The sequence below is a fragment of the Sphingobium sp. CFD-1 genome (assembly GCF_024611115.1).
Classification (GTDB): Bacteria; Pseudomonadota; Alphaproteobacteria; order Sphingomonadales; family Sphingomonadaceae; genus Sphingobium; species Sphingobium baderi_A.
This window is the reverse complement of the sequence record NZ_CP084398.1, coordinates 693,424-711,042: the sequence shown is the minus strand read 5'-3', so window position 1 is coordinate 711,042 and position 17,619 is coordinate 693,424. Positions and strand designations below refer to the sequence as shown.

The 17,619-nt window shown below is 62.8% G+C and carries 19 protein-coding genes; 11 read left to right on the top strand and 8 right to left on the bottom strand.

Going from position 1 to position 17,619, the window contains the following annotated elements:
- Positions 1-7: 7 nt before the first annotated feature.
- The 4 genes from nagZ to LDB26_RS03545 all read right to left on the bottom strand — a co-directional run bounded on the left by nagZ (position 8) and on the right by LDB26_RS03545 (position 4,281).
- Complete coding sequence (nagZ, locus tag LDB26_RS03560) at positions 8-1,024, bottom strand: beta-N-acetylhexosaminidase (RefSeq protein ID WP_257541964.1); 1,017 nt, start codon at positions 1,022-1,024, stop codon at positions 8-10.
- Positions 1,025-1,082: 58 nt separating this feature from the next.
- A complete protein-coding gene (locus tag LDB26_RS03555; protein ID WP_062064167.1) occupies positions 1,083-1,802 on the bottom strand; it encodes an SPOR domain-containing protein in 720 nt (239 codons plus the stop codon).
- 32 nt (positions 1,803-1,834) lie between these two features.
- Positions 1,835-3,562, bottom strand: coding sequence for an arginine--tRNA ligase (gene argS, locus LDB26_RS03550; RefSeq protein WP_062064165.1), 1,728 nt, complete (start codon positions 3,560-3,562; stop codon positions 1,835-1,837).
- 110 nt (positions 3,563-3,672) lie between these two features.
- Positions 3,673-4,281, bottom strand: coding sequence for a hypothetical protein (locus tag LDB26_RS03545; protein ID WP_062068606.1), 609 nt, complete (start codon positions 4,279-4,281; stop codon positions 3,673-3,675).
- Between the two features lie 153 nt (positions 4,282-4,434).
- On the opposite strand from LDB26_RS03545, the gene ispH reads away from it, so the two are divergent.
- Genes ispH through rnhA form a run of 3 tightly spaced genes read left to right on the top strand, consistent with a single transcriptional unit; the run spans position 4,435 to position 6,818 of the window.
- Positions 4,435-5,394 carry a 4-hydroxy-3-methylbut-2-enyl diphosphate reductase gene (gene ispH / locus LDB26_RS03540; protein ID WP_062064164.1) on the top strand — a complete coding sequence of 320 codons (960 nt, stop codon included), beginning with the start codon at positions 4,435-4,437 and terminating at the stop codon, positions 5,392-5,394.
- Between the two features lie 3 nt (positions 5,395-5,397).
- A complete protein-coding gene (thrB, locus tag LDB26_RS03535; RefSeq protein ID WP_257540378.1) occupies positions 5,398-6,375 on the top strand; it encodes a homoserine kinase in 978 nt (325 codons plus the stop codon).
- A complete protein-coding gene (gene rnhA, locus LDB26_RS03530; RefSeq protein ID WP_257540376.1) occupies positions 6,372-6,818 on the top strand; it encodes a ribonuclease HI in 447 nt (148 codons plus the stop codon). Before thrB ends, rnhA begins: the two co-directional genes overlap by 4 nt.
- A 12-nt stretch (positions 6,819-6,830) precedes the next feature.
- On the opposite strand, the gene LDB26_RS03525 is transcribed toward rnhA, so the two are convergent.
- From LDB26_RS03525 to LDB26_RS03510, 4 genes are all read right to left on the bottom strand, one after another.
- A complete protein-coding gene (locus LDB26_RS03525) occupies positions 6,831-7,454 on the bottom strand; it encodes a cation transporter (RefSeq protein WP_062064159.1) in 624 nt (207 codons plus the stop codon).
- A 76-nt stretch (positions 7,455-7,530) separates the two neighbouring features.
- Positions 7,531-7,707 carry a DUF1508 domain-containing protein gene (locus tag LDB26_RS03520; protein ID WP_082635152.1) on the bottom strand — a complete coding sequence of 59 codons (177 nt, stop codon included), beginning with the start codon at positions 7,705-7,707 and terminating at the stop codon, positions 7,531-7,533.
- A 23-nt stretch (positions 7,708-7,730) separates the two neighbouring features.
- Entirely contained in the window at positions 7,731-8,834 is a 1,104-nt protein-coding gene (locus LDB26_RS03515) for an FAD-binding oxidoreductase (protein ID WP_257540374.1), read from the bottom strand.
- The gene (locus LDB26_RS03510) at positions 8,831-9,784 is read right to left on the bottom strand and encodes an alpha/beta hydrolase (RefSeq protein ID WP_257540372.1); all 954 of its coding nucleotides are present in this window, start codon (positions 9,782-9,784) and stop codon (positions 8,831-8,833) included. Before LDB26_RS03510 ends, LDB26_RS03515 begins: the two co-directional genes overlap by 4 nt.
- 78 nt (positions 9,785-9,862) lie before the next feature.
- Here LDB26_RS03510 and LDB26_RS03505 point away from each other — a divergent pair, with 78 nt between their 5' ends.
- The 8 genes from LDB26_RS03505 (at position 9,863) to LDB26_RS03470 (ending at position 17,449) form a co-directional block, all read left to right on the top strand.
- Positions 9,863-10,297, top strand: coding sequence for a prepilin peptidase (locus LDB26_RS03505; protein ID WP_257540370.1), 435 nt, complete (start codon positions 9,863-9,865; stop codon positions 10,295-10,297).
- Between the two features lie 63 nt (positions 10,298-10,360).
- Complete coding sequence (cpaB, locus tag LDB26_RS03500) at positions 10,361-11,362, top strand: Flp pilus assembly protein CpaB (RefSeq protein WP_257540368.1); 1,002 nt, start codon at positions 10,361-10,363, stop codon at positions 11,360-11,362.
- Position 11,363: 1 nt separating this feature from the next.
- Positions 11,364-12,872 (top strand): type II and III secretion system protein family protein, encoded by a 1,509-nt coding sequence (locus tag LDB26_RS03495; RefSeq protein WP_062064154.1) that lies wholly within the window; start codon positions 11,364-11,366, stop codon positions 12,870-12,872.
- Positions 12,873-12,888: 16 nt separating this feature from the next.
- Positions 12,889-13,545 (top strand): CpaD family pilus assembly protein, encoded by a 657-nt coding sequence (locus LDB26_RS03490; protein WP_257540366.1) that lies wholly within the window; start codon positions 12,889-12,891, stop codon positions 13,543-13,545.
- A gap of 1 nt (position 13,546) precedes the next feature.
- Positions 13,547-14,827 (top strand): pilus assembly protein CpaE, encoded by a 1,281-nt coding sequence (locus LDB26_RS03485; RefSeq protein WP_257540364.1) that lies wholly within the window; start codon positions 13,547-13,549, stop codon positions 14,825-14,827.
- A 56-nt stretch (positions 14,828-14,883) separates the two neighbouring features.
- The gene (locus LDB26_RS03480; protein ID WP_062064150.1) at positions 14,884-15,882 is read left to right on the top strand and encodes a type II secretion system F family protein; all 999 of its coding nucleotides are present in this window, start codon (positions 14,884-14,886) and stop codon (positions 15,880-15,882) included.
- An 18-nt stretch (positions 15,883-15,900) separates the two neighbouring features.
- Positions 15,901-16,890 (top strand): type II secretion system F family protein, encoded by a 990-nt coding sequence (locus LDB26_RS03475; protein WP_257540362.1) that lies wholly within the window; start codon positions 15,901-15,903, stop codon positions 16,888-16,890.
- A gap of 130 nt (positions 16,891-17,020) precedes the next feature.
- Positions 17,021-17,449, top strand: coding sequence for a DUF2147 domain-containing protein (locus LDB26_RS03470; protein ID WP_257540358.1), 429 nt, complete (start codon positions 17,021-17,023; stop codon positions 17,447-17,449).
- The last annotated feature ends 170 nt before the right edge of the window (positions 17,450-17,619 follow it).

Here is a 17,619-nt window from a genome sequence, read left to right as displayed (position 1 = left end):
GCTCTCCCTATGCCAGAACCGGCGCCAGCAGCGCATCTCGCGTGGCAAGCAACTCCTCAAGCGACGTCCCCCCGTCGGCCGGACGCTTCACCGACGCCATCGCCTGATCAAGCCTCGCCCGCGATGTTTCGGATATTTCGGGCAACTGCTCCACAATCCCGACCATGTCGTCCATCCGTCCCCAGCAATTCAGCGCCAGATCGCACCCCGCCGCGACGACCCCAGCCGCAAGCGCCGGGATACCGCCTTTTAGCGCCTTCATATCGAGGTCATCGGACATGAGCAGCCCATCGAACCCGATGCGTTGGCGGATGATCCGATCTATGACCACGGGCGAAAGGCTTGCGGGCCGTTCCGCGTCCCACGCCGTATAGACCACATGCGCCGTCATCCCCATCGGCGCGTTCTTGAGGGTCCGGAAAGGGGCGAGATCGCTCTCCAACGCCTCCTCATCGGCGGTGACGACCGGCAATTCATGATGGCTGTCCACCATCGCCCGTCCATGGCCGGGCATGTGCTTGACGATGCCGACCACCCCGCCATCGGCCAGTCCCGCCAGCACCGCTCGCCCCAGCGCGGCGACCCGCATCGGTTCCGCGCCCAACGTGCGGTCGCCCATGATGTCGCTCGCCCCTTCCTGCCGCACGTCGAGCAGGGGCAAGGCATCCACGCTTATCCCTGCCTCCGTCAGCGTCGTCGCAATAGCGCAGGCATTGGCTCGCGCCGCCGCGATAGCGCTGGACGGCGCCACATCGTAAAGGCGGTCGAACACCGCGCCGGGCGGAAAACTGGGCCATACCGGCGCCTGCATCCGCGCAACGCGCCCGCCCTCCTGATCTATCATGATGAGCAGATCGTCCCGCCCATGCAGCGCCCGCAAGTCGTCGGTCAGCGCGCGAATCTGCGTCCTGTCCGCGATATTGCGCCGGAACAGGATATAGCCCGCTGGCTTTGCCTCCGCGAAAAAGGCGCGTTCGTCAGGGGTCAGGGCTTCACCGGAAAGACCGAAAATAACAGGCTTCATACCCTGATCGTAGCGGCTCATGTGCGCCCTGTCGAAGGGGTAAAAGCGACCGCCCCCTTCAGTTCACGACGATGCAGCTTTCGCCTGCGACCTTGAGCTTGCCGCAGATCGCGCTGGCCTGTCCGCCAGCTGCCGCGCGCAGGCGATAGACAGTGCTCCCGCCGACCTCCGCCGATTCGACCGACATGGTGAACGGTTCCAGATAGGCGAAACGTTTGGACAGGCGCTTCCATGCATCCTTGGCGCCTGATTGACTGCCATAGGCGCCCAACTGGATCATGCCGCCTGCCGCTCCGGATTTTGGCGTGGCCGCCACCGGCTTCGCGTTGGTTTCATCGGCCACGCGAGTCGTGACGCTCTGCGTGGGCTGAGCAGACGAAGCTTTTCTATCCTCCGGCGCCGGACGGGTCGCGGTGATCGGCGCTTCGGGCACGCGGCTGGGATCGATGCGCCCGTCGCGCGCCACGCCTTCGCTCGCGGCGAAGCTGGCGTCACCTTCTCCCGCGAACTTCCGCGCATCGGCATCCTTAGCGGGCAACTTGTAGTCGTCGGCGGGGGCCGCGATCAGCTTGCCCTCGCCACCTGCACCGCCGCTCCGATTCTGAATCCACCAGATACCAGCGACAACCGCGCCGATCAGCGCAAGGCCGACAAGGATGAACACCAGCAGCCGAAGCGGCGAAAGACGTTCCTCATCTTCCTCCTCTATCGCCGGTTCCAGCCAGGGGAGGCGATCATCGTCATCCAGGTCCAACTGGCCCCGCACATAGTCGCCCATCACTCAGAACTCCGCCAAAACTCCGTTCGTCTTCACTGCATCTCTGTCAGCGCGGCCACACCCATCAGGGCAAGACCATTGCGGATTATCTGCCCTATTCCGCGGCTCAAGAAAAGCCGCGCCGAAGTCGTTGCGGGATCATCCATAAGGATGACGCGCGCCTGCGGATTGTCATTCCCCATGTTCCACCAGCCATGGAAAGCGGAAGCCAAGTCATTGAGATAAAAGGCAATACGATGCGGCTCGCGGGCCTGCGCCGCCCCCTCCACCACACGGGGAAACTGGGCGGCTAGCTTCACCAGGTTCAGTTCCTCCGTCCCAAGGCGGGACAGGTCGGGCGCAGGAAGTTCCATCCCCGCTTCTTCCGCCCGCCGTGCGAGCGAGGAAATGCGCGCATGGGCATATTGGACATAGAAAACCGGATTATCCTTCGACGCTTCCACCACCTTGGCGAAATCAAAGTCCATCTGCGCGTCAGCCTTGCGCGTGAGCATGGTGAAGCGGACCACATCCTTGCCCACTTCACCCACCACATCGGCCAGCGTCACGAAATTGCCCGCGCGCTTGGACATCTTCACCGGCTCGCCATCGCGCAGAAGGCGAACCATCTGGATCAGCTTCACGTCGAAGCGGGCCTTACCCTCGGTCAAAGCCGCAACGGCCGCCTGAATCCGCTTCACCGTGCCCGCATGATCCGCGCCCCAAATGTCGATGAGCTGGTCGGCCGTCTGCGCCTTCTGGAAATGATAGGCCATGTCCGCGCCGAAATAGGTCCAGCTTCCGTTGGACTTCCTGATCGGCCGGTCCTGATCGTCACCGAATTTCGTCGAGCGGAACAGCGGCAGTTCGACCGGCTCCCAATCGTCCGGCGTCTCACCCTTGGGCGCTTCAAGCACGCCATCATAGACCAGATCATGGTCGCGCAGCCATTTTTCGGCGGCTTCCGGCTTTCCCGCCGCCTGCAATTCCGCCTCGGACGAAAAGATGTCGTGATGAATGCCCAGCAGCGCCAGATCGCTGCGGATCATATCCATCATTGCGGCGACAGCTTTCGTGCGGAACAGCACCAGCCATTCCCTCTCCGGCGCGCCCACATATCTGTCGCCATAATCGGCAGCCAGCGCCTTGCCCACCGGCACCAGATAGTCGCCGGGGTAGAGCCCTTCCGGGATATCCCCTACATCCTCGCCCAATGCCTCGCAGTAACGGACATGGGCCGACCGCGCGAGCACATCCACCTGCCCGCCCGCATCGTTGATATAATATTCGCGGATGACCTTGTGCCCGATCGCCTCCAGCAGCGTGGCGAGCGCATCGCCCACCACCGCGCCCCGGCAATGACCCATATGCATGGGGCCAGTCGGGTTAGCGGAGACATATTCGACATTGACGGTCACGCCCGCGCCTGTGTCGGAGCGGCCATAGTCGTCGGCCTCGACATGGATCGCGGCCAGTTCCGCGCGCCATGTCGCATCGGTGAGGCGCATATTGATGAAGCCTGGCCCGGCGATCTCCGCACTCTCCACCTCATTCAGCGCCAAAAGGCCCGCGACGATCTTCTCCGCCAGAGCGCGCGGATTGGTGCCCGCCGGCTTGGCGAGAACCATGGCGGCATTAGTAGCAAGATCGCCATGCGAAGGGTCGCGCGGCGGCTCCACGGTCACGGGCTTGCGGTTCAGCCCGGCGGGCAGCGCGCCGTCCGCTTCCAACGCGTCGAGCACGACGTTCAGATGAGCGGTGAAACGGGTATAAAGGGACACAGGAGCGGACTTTCCTTCAACGCCGTTCGCCCTGAGCGAAGTCGAAGGGCCGTCCTTTCCTCGAAAAGGTCAGGGCTTCGCAAGCTCAGCCCGAACGGAAGACAATGGGCTTAACGGGTAGCGTTATATTTGAGTTGGTCCTGGGTCAGGTTGAACCCGATGAGCAACTCGAAGCTGGTTCGCTGCAATGCGGCCTTGACGTCCGGCTGCGAGAAAGGGTCGATCGCCGCATCCTCATCACCCGCCTTGCGCTTTGCGGTAATCCGCTGCTGGATGTCCTCGGGCAGCGTCGCGGCGCTTTTGTTCACATAAGAACCGGCCTTCGCCATCGCGCTCGCGCGATATTCGCCCGGCGCAAAGTTCAGCGTCACCTGCCCCACCCGCTTGGCGATCACGGCATTGCCGCCGCGCACGACTGTGGAGAAATAGGGCAGCGTCACCTGCCGCGCACCGGTCGGATCGCCGCGGCGGGCATTCACGGTAAAGGTCGCTTCGGTATAGAATTGCTCCCCATCCGCGCAGGTAGAGCGCAGGTCGGTGATGTTCGCCACCACGTCGATGGCTGAAGCGTCGCGGCTCTGGGCCGGATTGAACAGGGTGATGTCACCGGTATAGGCGGGAATCGCGGCTGTCGGACAAGCCGAACGCACGGAAACGATGCCGCCCGTCGGGTCGATCTCTCCCCGGCGCGAACAGCCAGCAAGAGCAAGAAGAATCATTCCGGTCAGCGCGATACGAGGCAATGTCACAGGCGGTTCCTTGGCATGGGCCCTTGGCTCAGGCGTTCGGCTTCCTTATCCATCCCCCGCCGCCCGTGCAACCGAAAGGAAGCCGCTTTCATCCGCGATGATATTCACCTAGAGCCACCCTTCATGACGAACGCACCTTCGCCTCGCCCACCAATGACGCTGCTGATCGCCGCCCCGCGCGGCTTTTGCGCCGGCGTCGATCGCGCCATCGTCATCGTTGAGCGCGCGATCGAGAAATATGGCGCGCCGGTCTATGTCCGCCATGAAATCGTCCACAACAAATATGTGGTGGACAATCTGAAGGCCAAAGGGGCCATTTTCGTGGAAGAACTGGATCAGGTGCCCGATGGCGTGCCGGTCGTCTTTTCCGCCCATGGCGTGCCCAAGGCGGTTCCCGCCGAAGCCGAAGAGCGCGGCCTTTCCTATCTGGACGCCACCTGCCCCCTGGTCAGCAAGGTACACAGACAGGCGGAGCGGCATGTAAAGGCGGACCGCCATATCCTTTTCATCGGGCACAAGGGGCATCCCGAAGTCATCGGCACGCTGGGACAAGTGCCCGAAGGCACGATGACGCTCATCGAAACGGTGGAGGACGCCGAAGCCTTCACGCCCGCCGATCCCGAAAACCTCGCCTTCCTGACACAGACCACGCTGTCGGTGGATGACACCACCGCTATCGTCGCCGTGCTGGAACGGCGCTTTCCGGCGATCCAACCGCCCAAGGGCGAGGACATCTGCTACGCTACTTCGAACCGTCAGGCGGCGGTCAAGACCATCGCGCCCCGCTGCGACGCTCTCTATGTGATCGGCGCGCCCAACAGCTCCAATTCTGTGCGCCTCGTCGAAGTCGCTCAGCGCGAAGGCACGCCTGCCCGCCTGATCCAGCGTGCGGAAGACATCGATCTCGACTGGCTGAAAGACGTAAAGACGCTGGGCCTGACCGCAGGCGCTTCCGCTCCGGAGGTGCTGGTGCGCGAAGTCGTGGACCTCATCGCCCGCCATTTCGACGTGCGGGAGGAACAGGTGGAAACCGCACAGGAACGCATTTCCTTCAAGCTGCCGCGCGGGCTGGAGGCAGCGTAACTCATGGCCGTCTACACCCATGTTCCCGCTGAGGACATCGACACCTTTCTCACGCGCTATGACGCAGGCCGCCTCGTCTCCGCCAAGGGCATTGCCGAGGGGGTAGAGAACAGCAACTACCTGCTCGAAACCACCGGCGCGGACGGCAATGGTCACCGCTATATCCTGACCCTCTACGAGAAGCGGGTGGATGAGGCGGACCTGCCCTTCTTCATGGACTTACTGGACCATCTGGGCGCGGGCGGCGTGCGTGTGCCCCGCTTCATCCCGGCGCGAGACGGCACGCGATTGCAACAGCTTGCCGGGCGACCTGCCTGCCTGATCGAGTTTCTGACCGGCATTTCCGTCACCGAACCGACCGTGGCCCAATCCCGGGCGGCGGGTGCGGCGCTGGGCGCGATGCACCGCGCGGCGGAGGGCTTCACTGGCGAGCGTCCCAACGCACTCGACCTTTCCGGCTGGCACGATCTGGCGGCGAAATGCGGCGAGGATTTCGACCGCATCGCCCCCGGCATTGGCGCGCGCGTAGCCGAAGAACTGGCCTTCCTTGACGCCCATTGGCCTGCCGATCTGCCCCGTGCCGTTATCCATGCGGACCTGTTCCCAGACAATGTGTTGATGTTGGGTGATGAGGTAACGGGCCTCATCGACTTCTATTTCAGTTGCACCGACATCCGCGCTTATGATCTTGCCGTCACGCATAGTGCCTGGGTATTCAGCCATGACGGCGCGATCTGGCATGGCGACCGTGCTGCCGCTCTGGGCGCTGGTTATGTGGAGACGCACGGCTTGTCGGAGGAAGAGCGCGCTGCTTTCCCGGTCCTATGCCGGGGCGCAGCACTGCGTTTCCTGCTGACGCGCGCCTATGACTGGATCAACACGCCTGCCGACGCGCTGGTGACGCGCAAGGACCCGCTCGCCTTCATGCGCCGCCTTGACTTCTACGCCCATGCCAACCCGACGGACCTGCTGGGTGCATGAGCGACCTTACGCAAGTCGAGATATTCACCGATGGGGCGTGCAAGGGCAATCCGGGCCCAGGCGGCTGGGGCGCTGTGCTGCGTTTCGGTGATAAGGAAAAGGAAATTTCCGGCGGCGAAGTGCAGACCACCAACAACCGCATGGAGATGATGGCAGCGGTGGAAGCGCTGGATATGCTGAAACGCCCCTGCCGCGTAACGCTCTACACCGACAGCAAATATGTGATGGACGGCATCACCAAATGGGTCTTTGGTTGGCAGAAGAATGGCTGGAAGACGGCGAACAAAAAACCGGTCAAGAACGCGGAAATCTGGCAGGCCCTGCTCAAGGCCGCCGCCCGCCATCAGATAACATGGCAATGGGTGAAGGGCCATGCCGGCCACCCCGAAAACGAACGCGCCGACCAGCTCGCCTGCGCGGCGGCGGAGAGTTTTCGAAGATAGGAGAAAGCAATCCTATATGGCGCGCAGATGGAGCGTCGCATCCGCGATGACGCGCACGGAAGAACGCAGGAAAAGCACCGCCATAACGGAACCAATGACGATATCAGGCCATGGCGAATGGAACAACGCCACGGCTCCAGCCGCCAGCAGCACGCCTACATTCGATATGACATCGTTGCGCGAACATTCGAACGTGCTCGCCATATTCACGTCCTGCTGCCGGAAACCCCAAAGCAGCCGAAGGCAGAAGGCATTCGCCATCAAGGCGAGGCCGCCGAAGATCAGCATCAGCGCGGATGACGGCGGGATGCCCGTCCTGATCTTGACAACGACATTGATAACGATGCCCACGCCCAGCAACAGAATGAACAATCCCTTGAACATCGCCGCACCCGCTTTCCAGCGCGCGCTACGGTCGAGGGCATAGATGCTTATGCCATAAACCAATGCGTCGCCCAGCATGTCCGTTGCATCAGCCATCAGCGCTGTCGAACCCGCGATGACGCCCGCACCGAACTCCGCCACGAACATCACCGCATTGATAATCAGTACGACAATCAGGACTCTGCGCTGATCCCCTTGCCTTGCAAGACGCTCAATTTCAGAGCCTTTTGAGGAGCAGCAGTTATCAGCCATCGGGCCAACATGAACCCGTTTTCCGATATCCGCAATCGATCACAACCTGCCCTGGCCCACGCAAGATGATGGGCAATTATCCCGCGTCTTCGACTTCAGCGCCAGGGCCGTTTTTTAGGATGGATTCGATTGCGTTCTTCGCGCCCGCCTTGCTGGAATAGCCTTCGGTCCAGAAGATCACTTCGCTATTATATTTGAACTTGGCGACGAACTCGCCCGCCTTGTTCTTTTCGATCACGAACTTATGCGCCATGACTCGACCCTCCGGTTGTTGCGCTACCGAAACCGCGTTGGAGAATAGGCAGCAAAATCAAGGCTGGCAATGATTTCCGGCGCTGCCTCCTTCATCAGCAGCGCACGCCCCAGCAACGCTGCCGCCGGAGAGGTCTGGATACCGAACCCACCTTGCCCAGCGAACCAGAAAAAGCCTGGCATATCCGGATCGTAGCCATAAACCGGCGCGCGATCCAGCGCGAAGCTGCGTAGCCCCGCCCATTTGCGCTCGACCGCTTCGATGGGCCAGTCCACCGCTTCCTGAAAGCGTGCAATCGCCTGCGCCACCGCCAGTTCATCTGGCGCAGCGTCACAGGGCGGCGATGGCACTTCATCATGCGGAGTCAGCCAGATGCGCCCTTCCCCCTCCGGCTTGAAATAAAAGCCGCCGCCCAGGTCCATGACCAACGGCAAATCCATCGAAGGCATCGCCGGCACCCGCAACTGCAATACGGTCCGGAGCAAAGGCTTAATCCCCAGCGGCGCAACGCCGCAGACACGCGCTACATCATCAGCCCATGCGCCTGCCGCATTGACGATCACACCACAGGCGATCGGTCCACCGCTCGCCTCCAGCCGCCAGCCATTGCTCTGCCGCTGCGCCGAGCGGAGCGCCGCTATCAGGCGCATTTCGCCACCCCTCCGCCGAAAAAGCCGCAACCATGCCTGATGCAGCGCGCCCACGTCGATGTCCTTCACCTCCGGTTCCAGCACGCCCAGCATCCATTCCGGCCGCAACCCAGGCACGACCACCTGCGGATCGACCCGCTCCAGCGCGACCTTCCCCACATAGCTCGCCAACAGCCGATCGCGCGCACCTTCATCGCCCACGCGCCCGACATGCAATGTCCGGCGCGGCGACACGAAGGAACGCTCGGAAAAATCCGGATCGGGCGACAACAACATTGGTCCCGACGCGGTGGTCAGCGGCTGCACCTGCGGCCCGCCATAGGTTTCCTCCCAGAAGGCGACCGAGCGGCCCGTAGCGTGATAGCCCGCCACCTCCTCCTTCTCCAGGATCAGCACCGATGCCTGCGCCGCCAGTTCCGCGCCCAGGCTCGCGCCGGCAATGCCGCCGCCGACGATTACGACATCAAAACGGGTCAACGCGCATTCTCGTCCAGGAAGGCGTCGATCCGCGCCAGTGCATTCTGTCGCACCGGGTCCAGTTCGCGCAGGATTTCATGCGCCGCTTCTACCCCGTAAACATGCAGTGTCGCATGGGGAATCCGCGCCGCGATCCGCCGGATAGCGGGCGTCGATACCAGCGCATCATTCCCCGCGGCAAGGATTAGCAGCGGAACCGCCAGCCGGTCCAGCGCCTCATTCTCCTCCAGCGCGCGGGTCGACGCCAAAGCCTGCCGCACCCAGTTCCAGCTTGGCGCGCCTAGCGCGATGTCCCGGCTATGGTCCCGCCACCACAGTTCATCGGCATAGCGAAGCGGGTCATGGGTCAGGCGCTTCTGTCGCATCTGCCTTTGCCGTTCAGAGCCCTCCCGCTGCGTCCACGCCTGCCGCTGGGAAAATCCAAGACGGCACATTATTTCCGCGATCCCAATCGCCAGCCATCGCGGCAATGGCGCGCTATGTATGCCCAGCATCGGCGCGACGGCTACCGCGGCATCGGGGGCCACCATGCCCTCTGCCAGAGCCCGCAGCATCAGATGCCCACCCATGCTATGCGCGATCATCGCCGTTGGGCCATCCCCTTCGCCTCGCCACTCGGCGGCAAAGGCGTCAAGGTCGGCAATCCACTGGCCAAAATTTTCGATATGGCCGGTCATCGGATTATCGGTCAACCGCCCCGATCCCCCCTGCCCCCGCCAGTCGAAGGCGGTGACGGCCCATCCTCGATCGGCCCAATATTGAATCACCTCCAGATATTTCTCGATCATGTCGCCGCGCCCGTTGAGCAGCAGCATCCGTCCCCGCTCCCCGCTGCCCAATCGATACCGGCGCAGCCGCCATCCATCCGCCGCTTGCCAATAATCCAGCCGTCCCCGCTCAGGCCAGGCGCGCCGGTCGAAAGCGGGAGATAGGGAAGTGGGCGAATCCATCGGGCCGCATGGTTACGATTTGGTAAGCCATCGGGTCTACACCTTTGACGCATGATGGGGGAATATTTCAGAGTCGCGATGCTGTGTCTGCTGGGCGTGCTGCTGATCATAGCAGCCGTCACGGACCTGCGTTCGCGCATCATCTCGAACAGGCTCAATCTGGCCGTGGCCGCGCTGGCGCCGATCTGGTGGGTAGCGAGCGGCATGCCACTCTGGCCTGACATAGCGGGACAGCTTCTCATCGCTGCTATCGTCTTCGGCATCTTTGCGGGCCTCTTCTCGCTGGGCTGGATGGGTGGCGGCGACGTCAAGCTGCTGGCGGCGCTGGCGCTCTGGTTCCCGTGGCAGGTGGTCATGTCGCTGATCGTCCTCATGGCGGTGCTGGGCGGCGTGGTCACTATCGTCACCGTGGTACACCACCGCATGACCCGGCGGCTTGGGCAGCCCGAAATCCCTTATGGCGTTGCGATTTCGCTGTCGGCGCTGTGGCTGATTTGGCCAACGATATTTTAACCATTCTGGATGCAAGGTGGGTGCCGGGGGCAATGCACCCGCTTGAGGGAGGCGAATTTCGTCATGGACGCAAAAAAGATCGTGCTGCTGGTGGGGGCGCTGTTCGTGGCGATCACGACGGCCTTGCTGGCGCGCAGCATGTTAAGCTCCTCCAGCGCGCCGCAGGTAAACGCCGCGTCGATGCCGGTCGAAGCCAATCAGCCGCATGTACTCGTCGCCACGAAGGCGCTGCCGGTAGGGACCATCCTCGACGCTGAAAGCTTTCGCTTCCAGCCCTGGCCCAAGGATTTGGTCGAGCAGGCCTATTATCTGAAAGGCGAAGCCGACCCCGCGAAGCTGGCGGGCAGCGTGGTGCGTAACGCCATTACGGCCGGTCAGCCGCTGACGCAGGGTTCGCTCATCAAACCGGGCGACAGGGGCTTTCTGGCCGCCGCGCTCGGCCCGGGCATGCGCGCCGTGACCGTTCCCGTTTCCACGCAAAGCTCCGTCGCGGGCTTCGTCTTTCCGGGCGACCGCGTCGACCTCGTCCTGACGCAAAGCGTATCGGGCGGCGGCGACGGCGACCCACTCAAGGTTTCCGAAACCATCCTCCGCAACCTTCGCGTACTCGCCACCGATCAGCGCATGGACGCCATGGGTGACGACGGCAAACCGGTCGTGCAGACTTATTCCAACGTCACGCTCGAAGTGACGCCCAAAATCGCGGAGAAGATCGCGGTCGCACAAACCGTCGGTTCACTGTCGCTATCGCTCCGCTCGATCGCCGACAACGCCGCCGAACTGGACGCCGCCATTGCCGGCACCGATCAGGATCTGCCCGACGGCGCCAATCCGAATGCTGAAAAGAAGATGCTCGCCAGTCTTCAGGCCCGCCCTGTCGATCGCGGCGGCACCTATTCCACGGGCGCCGACGTCTCCCGTTATCAGCGCAGCAGCGTCCCGGCCAAGCCGCAACAGTCCGCCGGTCCCGATGGTGCTCCCGTGGGGACTGCGGTGTTCCAAGGCCCGACGATCCGCGTGGCGCGCGGCACCAATGTGAGCGAAGTTCCGGTCGGGGGGAAATAAGATGAAGGGATTGCACCTGCTCCGCCGAACCGCGGCGATCAAGCCGATGGCTACACCGGCAATCGCCCTCGGCCTTGCGCTGACGGCGGCAGCCATGCCGACCGCTGCGCTCAATGCGGCGCCCTCCTCGATGCAGGACAATGCGATCCTGCTGTCCGTGGGTGGAAGCCGCGTGGTCAACCTGCCCGCGTCCATGTCTGACGTGGTGATCGCCGATCCCGATGTGGTCGACGTGCATGTCCGTTCGCAGAACCAGCTCTACCTGATCGCGAAGAAGGCGGGCGAAACCACCGTCTTTGCCACCGCCAAAAATGGCAAGGTGCTGTTTTCTGGCACGGTACGGGTCGGCAACAACCTGACCAGCATCGACGACATGCTGCGTCTGGCGATGCCCAATGCGGATATCGCGGTCAACAAGATGAACGGCATGGTTCTTCTGACCGGCACCATCGCCGCGCCCGAAGACGCTGCCGAAGCCGAACGCCTGACGCAGGCCTTCGTCGGCAAGGATGTGACCGTGGTTAGCCGGCTGCGTATGGCGACGCCGCTTCAGGTCAATCTTCAGGTCAAGATCGCGGAAGTCAGCCGCGACCTCGGCCACAAGATCGGCATGAACTGGAAATCGTTCGACCCTAGCGGCGGCAAGTGGCACGGCGGTATCGGCGGCGGCACGCGCGATGCCATCACTTTCAACGACAATGGCTCGGGAAGCTTCAACTTCCCCATAGATGGCGGCTACAGCCTTGGCGGTGTCGGTCGCATTCTGGGAATGGACATTGGCGCCGTGCTGGATCTCGCTGAATCGAGCGGGCTCGCGACGACCCTGGCCCAGCCCAATCTGACCGCGCTGTCAGGCGAAACCGCCAGCTTCCTGGCGGGCGGCGAATATCCCTACACAGTCAGCAACGGCACACAGGGCAACAGCATCCAATTCAAGCAATATGGCGTGCAGTTGGCCTTCACGCCAACCGTGCTGGCCGATGGACGCATATCCCTGCGGGTGCGACCGACCGTGTCAAACCTCGACTTTTCGATCAACAGCAACGTGCCCGCGCTCAAGAGCCGTACTGCCGAAACCACGGTGGAACTGGGTTCGGGTCAGGCTTTCATGATCGCCGGGCTGCTGAACAACGAAACCGGCAACACGATCAACAAGGTTCCGGGCCTCGGCAATATCCCGGTTCTGGGCAGCCTGTTCAAATCACGCCAGTTCCAGCGCAATGAAACCGAACTGGTGATCGTAGTGACGCCCTATCTGGTGAAGCCGATGAATGCGTCGGACGTGCGCTTGCCGACGGATGCCTTCCGCACCGCCAACGAAGGTCAGGGCCTTTTCCTGCAACAAAGCAGCGATGGCGTCAGCGGTGGACGGGCACCTGCGCCCAGCCGCGGTCCGGAAGTTCCGATGCCCGCTCCCGGTCCGCAGGCCGCCGCTTCCACGCCAGCACTCGCCGCTCGGGGAGAAAGCCGCCGCAAGTCGGATGACGCCGCTCCCGGTTTCAGCTTCTGACGGAAGGACGAAAAGCATGACATCCCTGTCCCCAAAAACCATCGTCCGCCTCGGCTTCCTCGCCCTGATGGCCCTGCCCGTCACCGTCGACGCGCGCGAATCCAACCGCAGCGTGGATTCTGTGCATCAGCCCGTGGTGAGCCATGCAGCCTACACCTTCGACGTGCAGGGCGGCATGGACGGCGGCCTGACCGCTTCGGAAGCACGCCGTCTAGACGACTGGTTCGCGTCCATCGGCCTTGGCTATGGCGACCGCGTCTCGCTGGCTGGCGACCCGGCTTATACCAACCCGGCGCTGCGGGAAAGCATCGCCAATGCCGTGGGTCGTCATGGCCTGTTGATCGACGAGGACGGCTCGGCGGTCGCTGGCGACGCGCCTGAAGGCAGCGTCCGCCTGATCGTGCGCCGCGCCATGGCCAGCGTGCCGGGCTGCCCCGACTGGCGATCCAGGACCGAAGTCGACATGAACCTTGGTACATCTTCCAATTTCGGTTGCGGCGTGAACAGCAACATTGCCACCATGGTCGCCAATCCAGATGACCTGGTCCGCGGTCAGGGCGGCGACAGCTCCTTGCGCACTGCGACGTCGAACCGCGCCATTTCCACCTACCGTGACAAGGCGCCGACCGGATCGGGCGATTTGAAGCAACTGTCGGCGACGGGAGGCAATTGAGATGAACGCACCCTGGAAGCCCGGTATGAACGGCCAGCGTGATCCATTCCACGCCTTCGTTTGCGACGATCACAGCTTCGATCTTCTTCGCGCAGTGGCCGCCGAAATGGGCTGGGCACCGGAAAAGGTGAACAAGGGCGGGATGCGTAACGCGGTGCAGAGCCTGTCGATCACCGCATCGCCGCAGATACTGTTTGTCGACATGTCCGAAAGCGGCGATCCGCTGAGCGACATCAACAGCCTCGCCGAAGTGTGCGAGCCCGGCACGGTGGTGATCGCCGCGGGGCAAGTCAACGACGTGCGCCTCTATCGCGACCTGCTGGCCAGCGGCATTCAGGATTATCTGCTCAAGCCATTCGGCGCCGACCAGCTTCGCGATGCGCTCGCGCAAGCGCAGGCCGTGTTCTTCGCGCCCCGCGAAGGCGCAGTGGAGCGACCGCACATGACCACCGCCGTCATCGGTACGCGTGGCGGCGTGGGCGCGTCCAGCCTCGCTACATCGCTGGCATGGGTACTCAGCAGCCAGCATCAGCGCACGACCGCCCTTCTCGACCTTGACGTCCATTTCGGCACCAACGCGCTCTCCATGGATCTGGAGCCGGGACGCGGCCTGATCGACGCCATTGAAAATCCCGGCCGCATCGACGGCCTTTTCATCGAACGCGCCATGGTCAGGGCCAGCGACAATTTGGCGATCCTGTCGGCCGAAGCGCCGATCAGCATGCCGATGATGACGGACGGCGGCGCCTTCTATCAGTTGCTGGAGGAGTTCCACTCCGCCTTCGAATGTACGGTCATCGACCTGCCGCGCGGCATGATGATCCAGCATCCGCATCTGATGGGCGACGTCAATGTTGCGCTGGTCGTTACCGAAATGACGCTGGCAGGCGCTCGCGACACCATTCGGCTGCTGTCCTGGCTCAAGACGGGCGCGCCCCATGCGCGCGTGCTGGTGGTTGCCAACCGCGTCCATCCCGGTTCGCCGGAAATCAGCCGCAAGGATTTCGAACAATCGATCGAACGCGCCATTGACGTGCTTGTCCCCTTCGACCTCAAGGCCGCTTCCCAGGCTGCCAAACTTGGCAAGACGCTGGCCGAAGCCGCCAAGGGGAGCAAGGCCGGCGCGGCCTGCACTGCGATGGTGAAGGAAGTGCTGGGCGCAGCCGAAGCTGAAGAGGAAGAGGGCAGCCGCAAAAAGGGCGACTCCCTGCTCGGAAAAATCGGCGATCTCAAGAACATGATCCCTTCGCGCCGTAAGGAAAAGGCGGCGCTGAACAACTGATGCGATGCGCGGCCGTCAGGCGGCGCGTCCCCTGCTGAAACGGAACAGGCGAGCACATGGACGGCAAGATGATCCTGATGGCGGTGCTGTTGGCGACCCTTCTGGGACTCGTCATGGCGGCCTTTTCCGGCCCGTCGCCCGACAAGGCCCGCAAGCGCCGCATGGCGCTGATCCGCGGGCGGCATAGCGATTCCGCCGAAGCGGTGCTGGAAGCGCGCATGCGCCGGGTGATCGACAGCCGCCAGCCCGCCACCGAAATGAAGATGCTGGTGTCGCTGATCCCGAATCCGGAAAATCTGACCAAACGGCTTCGGATGACCGGCAAGAAGTGGACGCTCAGCCAGTATATGACGGCCGGCTCCGTGATATTCCTGTTCATGGCCGCCGTGATGATGCTGCGCGGTTTTCCGCTGATATTCTCGCTGATGGTATCGCTGGCGGCGGGTCTGGGTCTGCCCCACTGGTGGGTCGGTCGCCTCATCGCCAAGCGGATCGCTCAGTTCAACGCCAAATTCCCCGATGCGCTGGAACTTCTGACGCGTGGCCTGCGCTCGGGCCTCCCCATCGCCGAGACACTGGGCGTCGTGTCCCAGGAAATTCCCGGCCCCGTGGGCGAAGAATTTCGCCTCATCACCGAACGCATCAAGATCGGCAAGACGATGGACCAGGCGCTTCAGGAAACAGCGGATCGGCTGGGCACGGCTGAATTCCAGTTCTTCGTCATCTCGCTTGCGATCCAACGCGAAACCGGCGGCAATCTCGCCGAAACGCTGTCGAACCTAGCCACGGTGCTGCGCCAACGCGCGCAGATGAAGCTGAAGATCCGGGCGATGTCCTCTGAATCCAAGGCATCCGCCTATATCATCGGCGCGCTGCCCTTCATCGTCTTCGGCCTCATCAGCTACATCAACTTCAACTATATGAGCCCCTTCTACACGCCCGATCCCATGGGCCTGTTCGGCCTGTCATTGATGCAGGTAATCGGCATCGGGGGCATGTGCTGGATGGGCATCGGCGCCTTCATCATGGCGCAGATGATTAACTTCGAGATCTGACTGGGGAGCAAGGCAATCATGGAAGCGCCCCCTACAGGCACCCTTTTTGGTCTCACCGCCACCGACTTCGGCACGCTGCTGGCCGGGCTGGCGACGATGGCCGTGATCTTCGCGCTCTACACGGTCATGACCGTGCGCGATCCGATGGCCAAGCGGGTCAAGGCCCTGAACGAGCGCCGCGAGCAGCTCAAGGCCGGCATCACCGCTTCCACGGCCAAACGCCGCGCCAAGCTGGTCAAGAAGAACCAGACGACCGATCGGATGCGGTCCTTCCTGTCCAGCCTTCAGGTGTTGCAGGACGACCAGTTGCGCGACGTGCAGACCCGCATGGCGCAGGCGGGTATCCGGTCGAAGGAATGGGCCGTCGCCGTCATCTTCGCCCGCATGGTCCTGCCGATCATCTGCGGCGGCCTCGCAGCGCTGCTGATCTATGGCGTGGATTTCTTCCCCGACTGGGGCGGTTTCAAGCGGTTCATGGTGTTCGCCGGGGCACTGCTGCTCTCCTACAAGGGGCCGGACCTCTATATCAACAACAAGGTGCAGAAGCGGTCCGCCGCAATCCGCAAAGGGCTGCCCGACGCGCTCGACCTGCTGGTGATCTGCGCCGAAGCGGGCCTGACGGTAGATGCCGCCTTCAGCCGCGTCGCGCGCGAACTGGGCAAGGCCTATCCCGAACTGGGCGACGAGTTTCAGCTTACCGCCATTGAGCTGGCCTTCCTGACCGATCGCCGCATGGCCTTTGAAAATCTTGCCACACGGGTCAATCTCGACGCGGTGAAGGGCGTGGTGACGACCATGATCCAGACCGAGAAATACGGCACACCGCTGGCCTCCGCGCTACGCGTCCTGTCCGCCGAATTCCGCCACGAACGCATGATGCGCGCCGAGGAAAAGGCCGCCCGCCTGCCCGCGATCATGACAGTGCCGCTGATTCTCTTCATCCTGCCGACCCTGTTTGTCGTCATTCTGGGTCCGGCGGCCTGCTCAATCAGCCAGGCTTTCAAATAAATTCCATGCCAAAAGGGGCGGCGCCGTAGCGTCCCTTTTCGTCCTACACCACCCGCCGATTCTTGGCGGTGGCGCGCGCCATGTTCCCATCTTATCCTGCCGGAAACAAACAGACAGGATGAGGTTGCCCATGTTCTCCCAATCCGGCCTTTTTGCCGCCCTCGCGCCCGCCGCGCTTTTTGTCACGGTCATCCCGGCGCTGGCTGCGGAGCCGATCAATGGCCGCTGGACCACGGTCGAGGGCAAGGCCATCGTCCTGATCGCGCCCTGCGGCAAAAATCTGTGCGGTCGCATCGAACGCATCGTGAAGCCCACACCGGGCCGTCCGCAAACAGACATCAACAATCCCGATCCCGCGCTGCGATCCAAACCGCTGGCAGGGTTGGCGCTGCTGAGCGGCTTCCATGATGCGGGTTCCTTCTGGAAGGGCACTATCTATGACCCGGAAAGCGGCAAAAGCTATACCAGCAAGGCCAACCGTAAGCCCGACGGCACGCTGAAAGTGCAGGGCTGCATCGCTTTCTTCTGCAAGGCGCAAGTCTGGACGCCAGTGCGATAAGGCCCGATCGCCGTATCGCCGCTTGTTTGGCGATGACAGTCATCGGTCATTTTCGAACATTTGTCACTCGGTTCGCCCTGAGTAGGAACTGAGCCCTTCGACTGACTGCTTGCAGCAGTCGCTCAGGATGAACTTGGCCTTTGGCCAAACCGAAGACTCGTGTCGAAGGG

Excerpts from the sequence above, each read along its gene's own strand:
- nagZ (WP_257541964.1), bottom strand. The coding sequence starts at position 1,024 with ATGAAGCCTGTTATTTTCGGTCTTTCCGGTGAAGCCCTGACCCCTGAC.
- LDB26_RS03555 (WP_062064167.1), bottom strand. The coding sequence starts at position 1,802 with ATGGGCGACTATGTGCGGGGCCAGTTGGACCTGGATGACGATGATCGC.
- LDB26_RS03545 (WP_062068606.1), bottom strand. The coding sequence starts at position 4,281 with ATGATTCTTCTTGCTCTTGCTGGCTGTTCGCGCCGGGGAGAGATCGAC.
- ispH (WP_062064164.1), top strand. The coding sequence starts at position 4,435 with ATGACGAACGCACCTTCGCCTCGCCCACCAATGACGCTGCTGATCGCC.
- thrB (WP_257540378.1), top strand. The coding sequence starts at position 5,398 with ATGGCCGTCTACACCCATGTTCCCGCTGAGGACATCGACACCTTTCTC.
- rnhA (WP_257540376.1), top strand. The coding sequence starts at position 6,372 with ATGAGCGACCTTACGCAAGTCGAGATATTCACCGATGGGGCGTGCAAG.
- LDB26_RS03525 (WP_062064159.1), bottom strand. The coding sequence starts at position 7,454 with ATGGCTGATAACTGCTGCTCCTCAAAAGGCTCTGAAATTGAGCGTCTT.
- LDB26_RS03520 (WP_082635152.1), bottom strand. The coding sequence starts at position 7,707 with ATGGCGCATAAGTTCGTGATCGAAAAGAACAAGGCGGGCGAGTTCGTC.
- LDB26_RS03510 (WP_257540372.1), bottom strand. The coding sequence starts at position 9,784 with ATGGATTCGCCCACTTCCCTATCTCCCGCTTTCGACCGGCGCGCCTGG.
- LDB26_RS03505 (WP_257540370.1), top strand. The coding sequence starts at position 9,863 with ATGCTGTGTCTGCTGGGCGTGCTGCTGATCATAGCAGCCGTCACGGAC.
- cpaB (WP_257540368.1), top strand. The coding sequence starts at position 10,361 with ATGGACGCAAAAAAGATCGTGCTGCTGGTGGGGGCGCTGTTCGTGGCG.
- LDB26_RS03495 (WP_062064154.1), top strand. The coding sequence starts at position 11,364 with ATGAAGGGATTGCACCTGCTCCGCCGAACCGCGGCGATCAAGCCGATG.
- LDB26_RS03490 (WP_257540366.1), top strand. The coding sequence starts at position 12,889 with ATGACATCCCTGTCCCCAAAAACCATCGTCCGCCTCGGCTTCCTCGCC.
- LDB26_RS03485 (WP_257540364.1), top strand. The coding sequence starts at position 13,547 with ATGAACGCACCCTGGAAGCCCGGTATGAACGGCCAGCGTGATCCATTC.
- LDB26_RS03480 (WP_062064150.1), top strand. The coding sequence starts at position 14,884 with ATGGACGGCAAGATGATCCTGATGGCGGTGCTGTTGGCGACCCTTCTG.
- LDB26_RS03475 (WP_257540362.1), top strand. The coding sequence starts at position 15,901 with ATGGAAGCGCCCCCTACAGGCACCCTTTTTGGTCTCACCGCCACCGAC.
- LDB26_RS03470 (WP_257540358.1), top strand. The coding sequence starts at position 17,021 with ATGTTCTCCCAATCCGGCCTTTTTGCCGCCCTCGCGCCCGCCGCGCTT.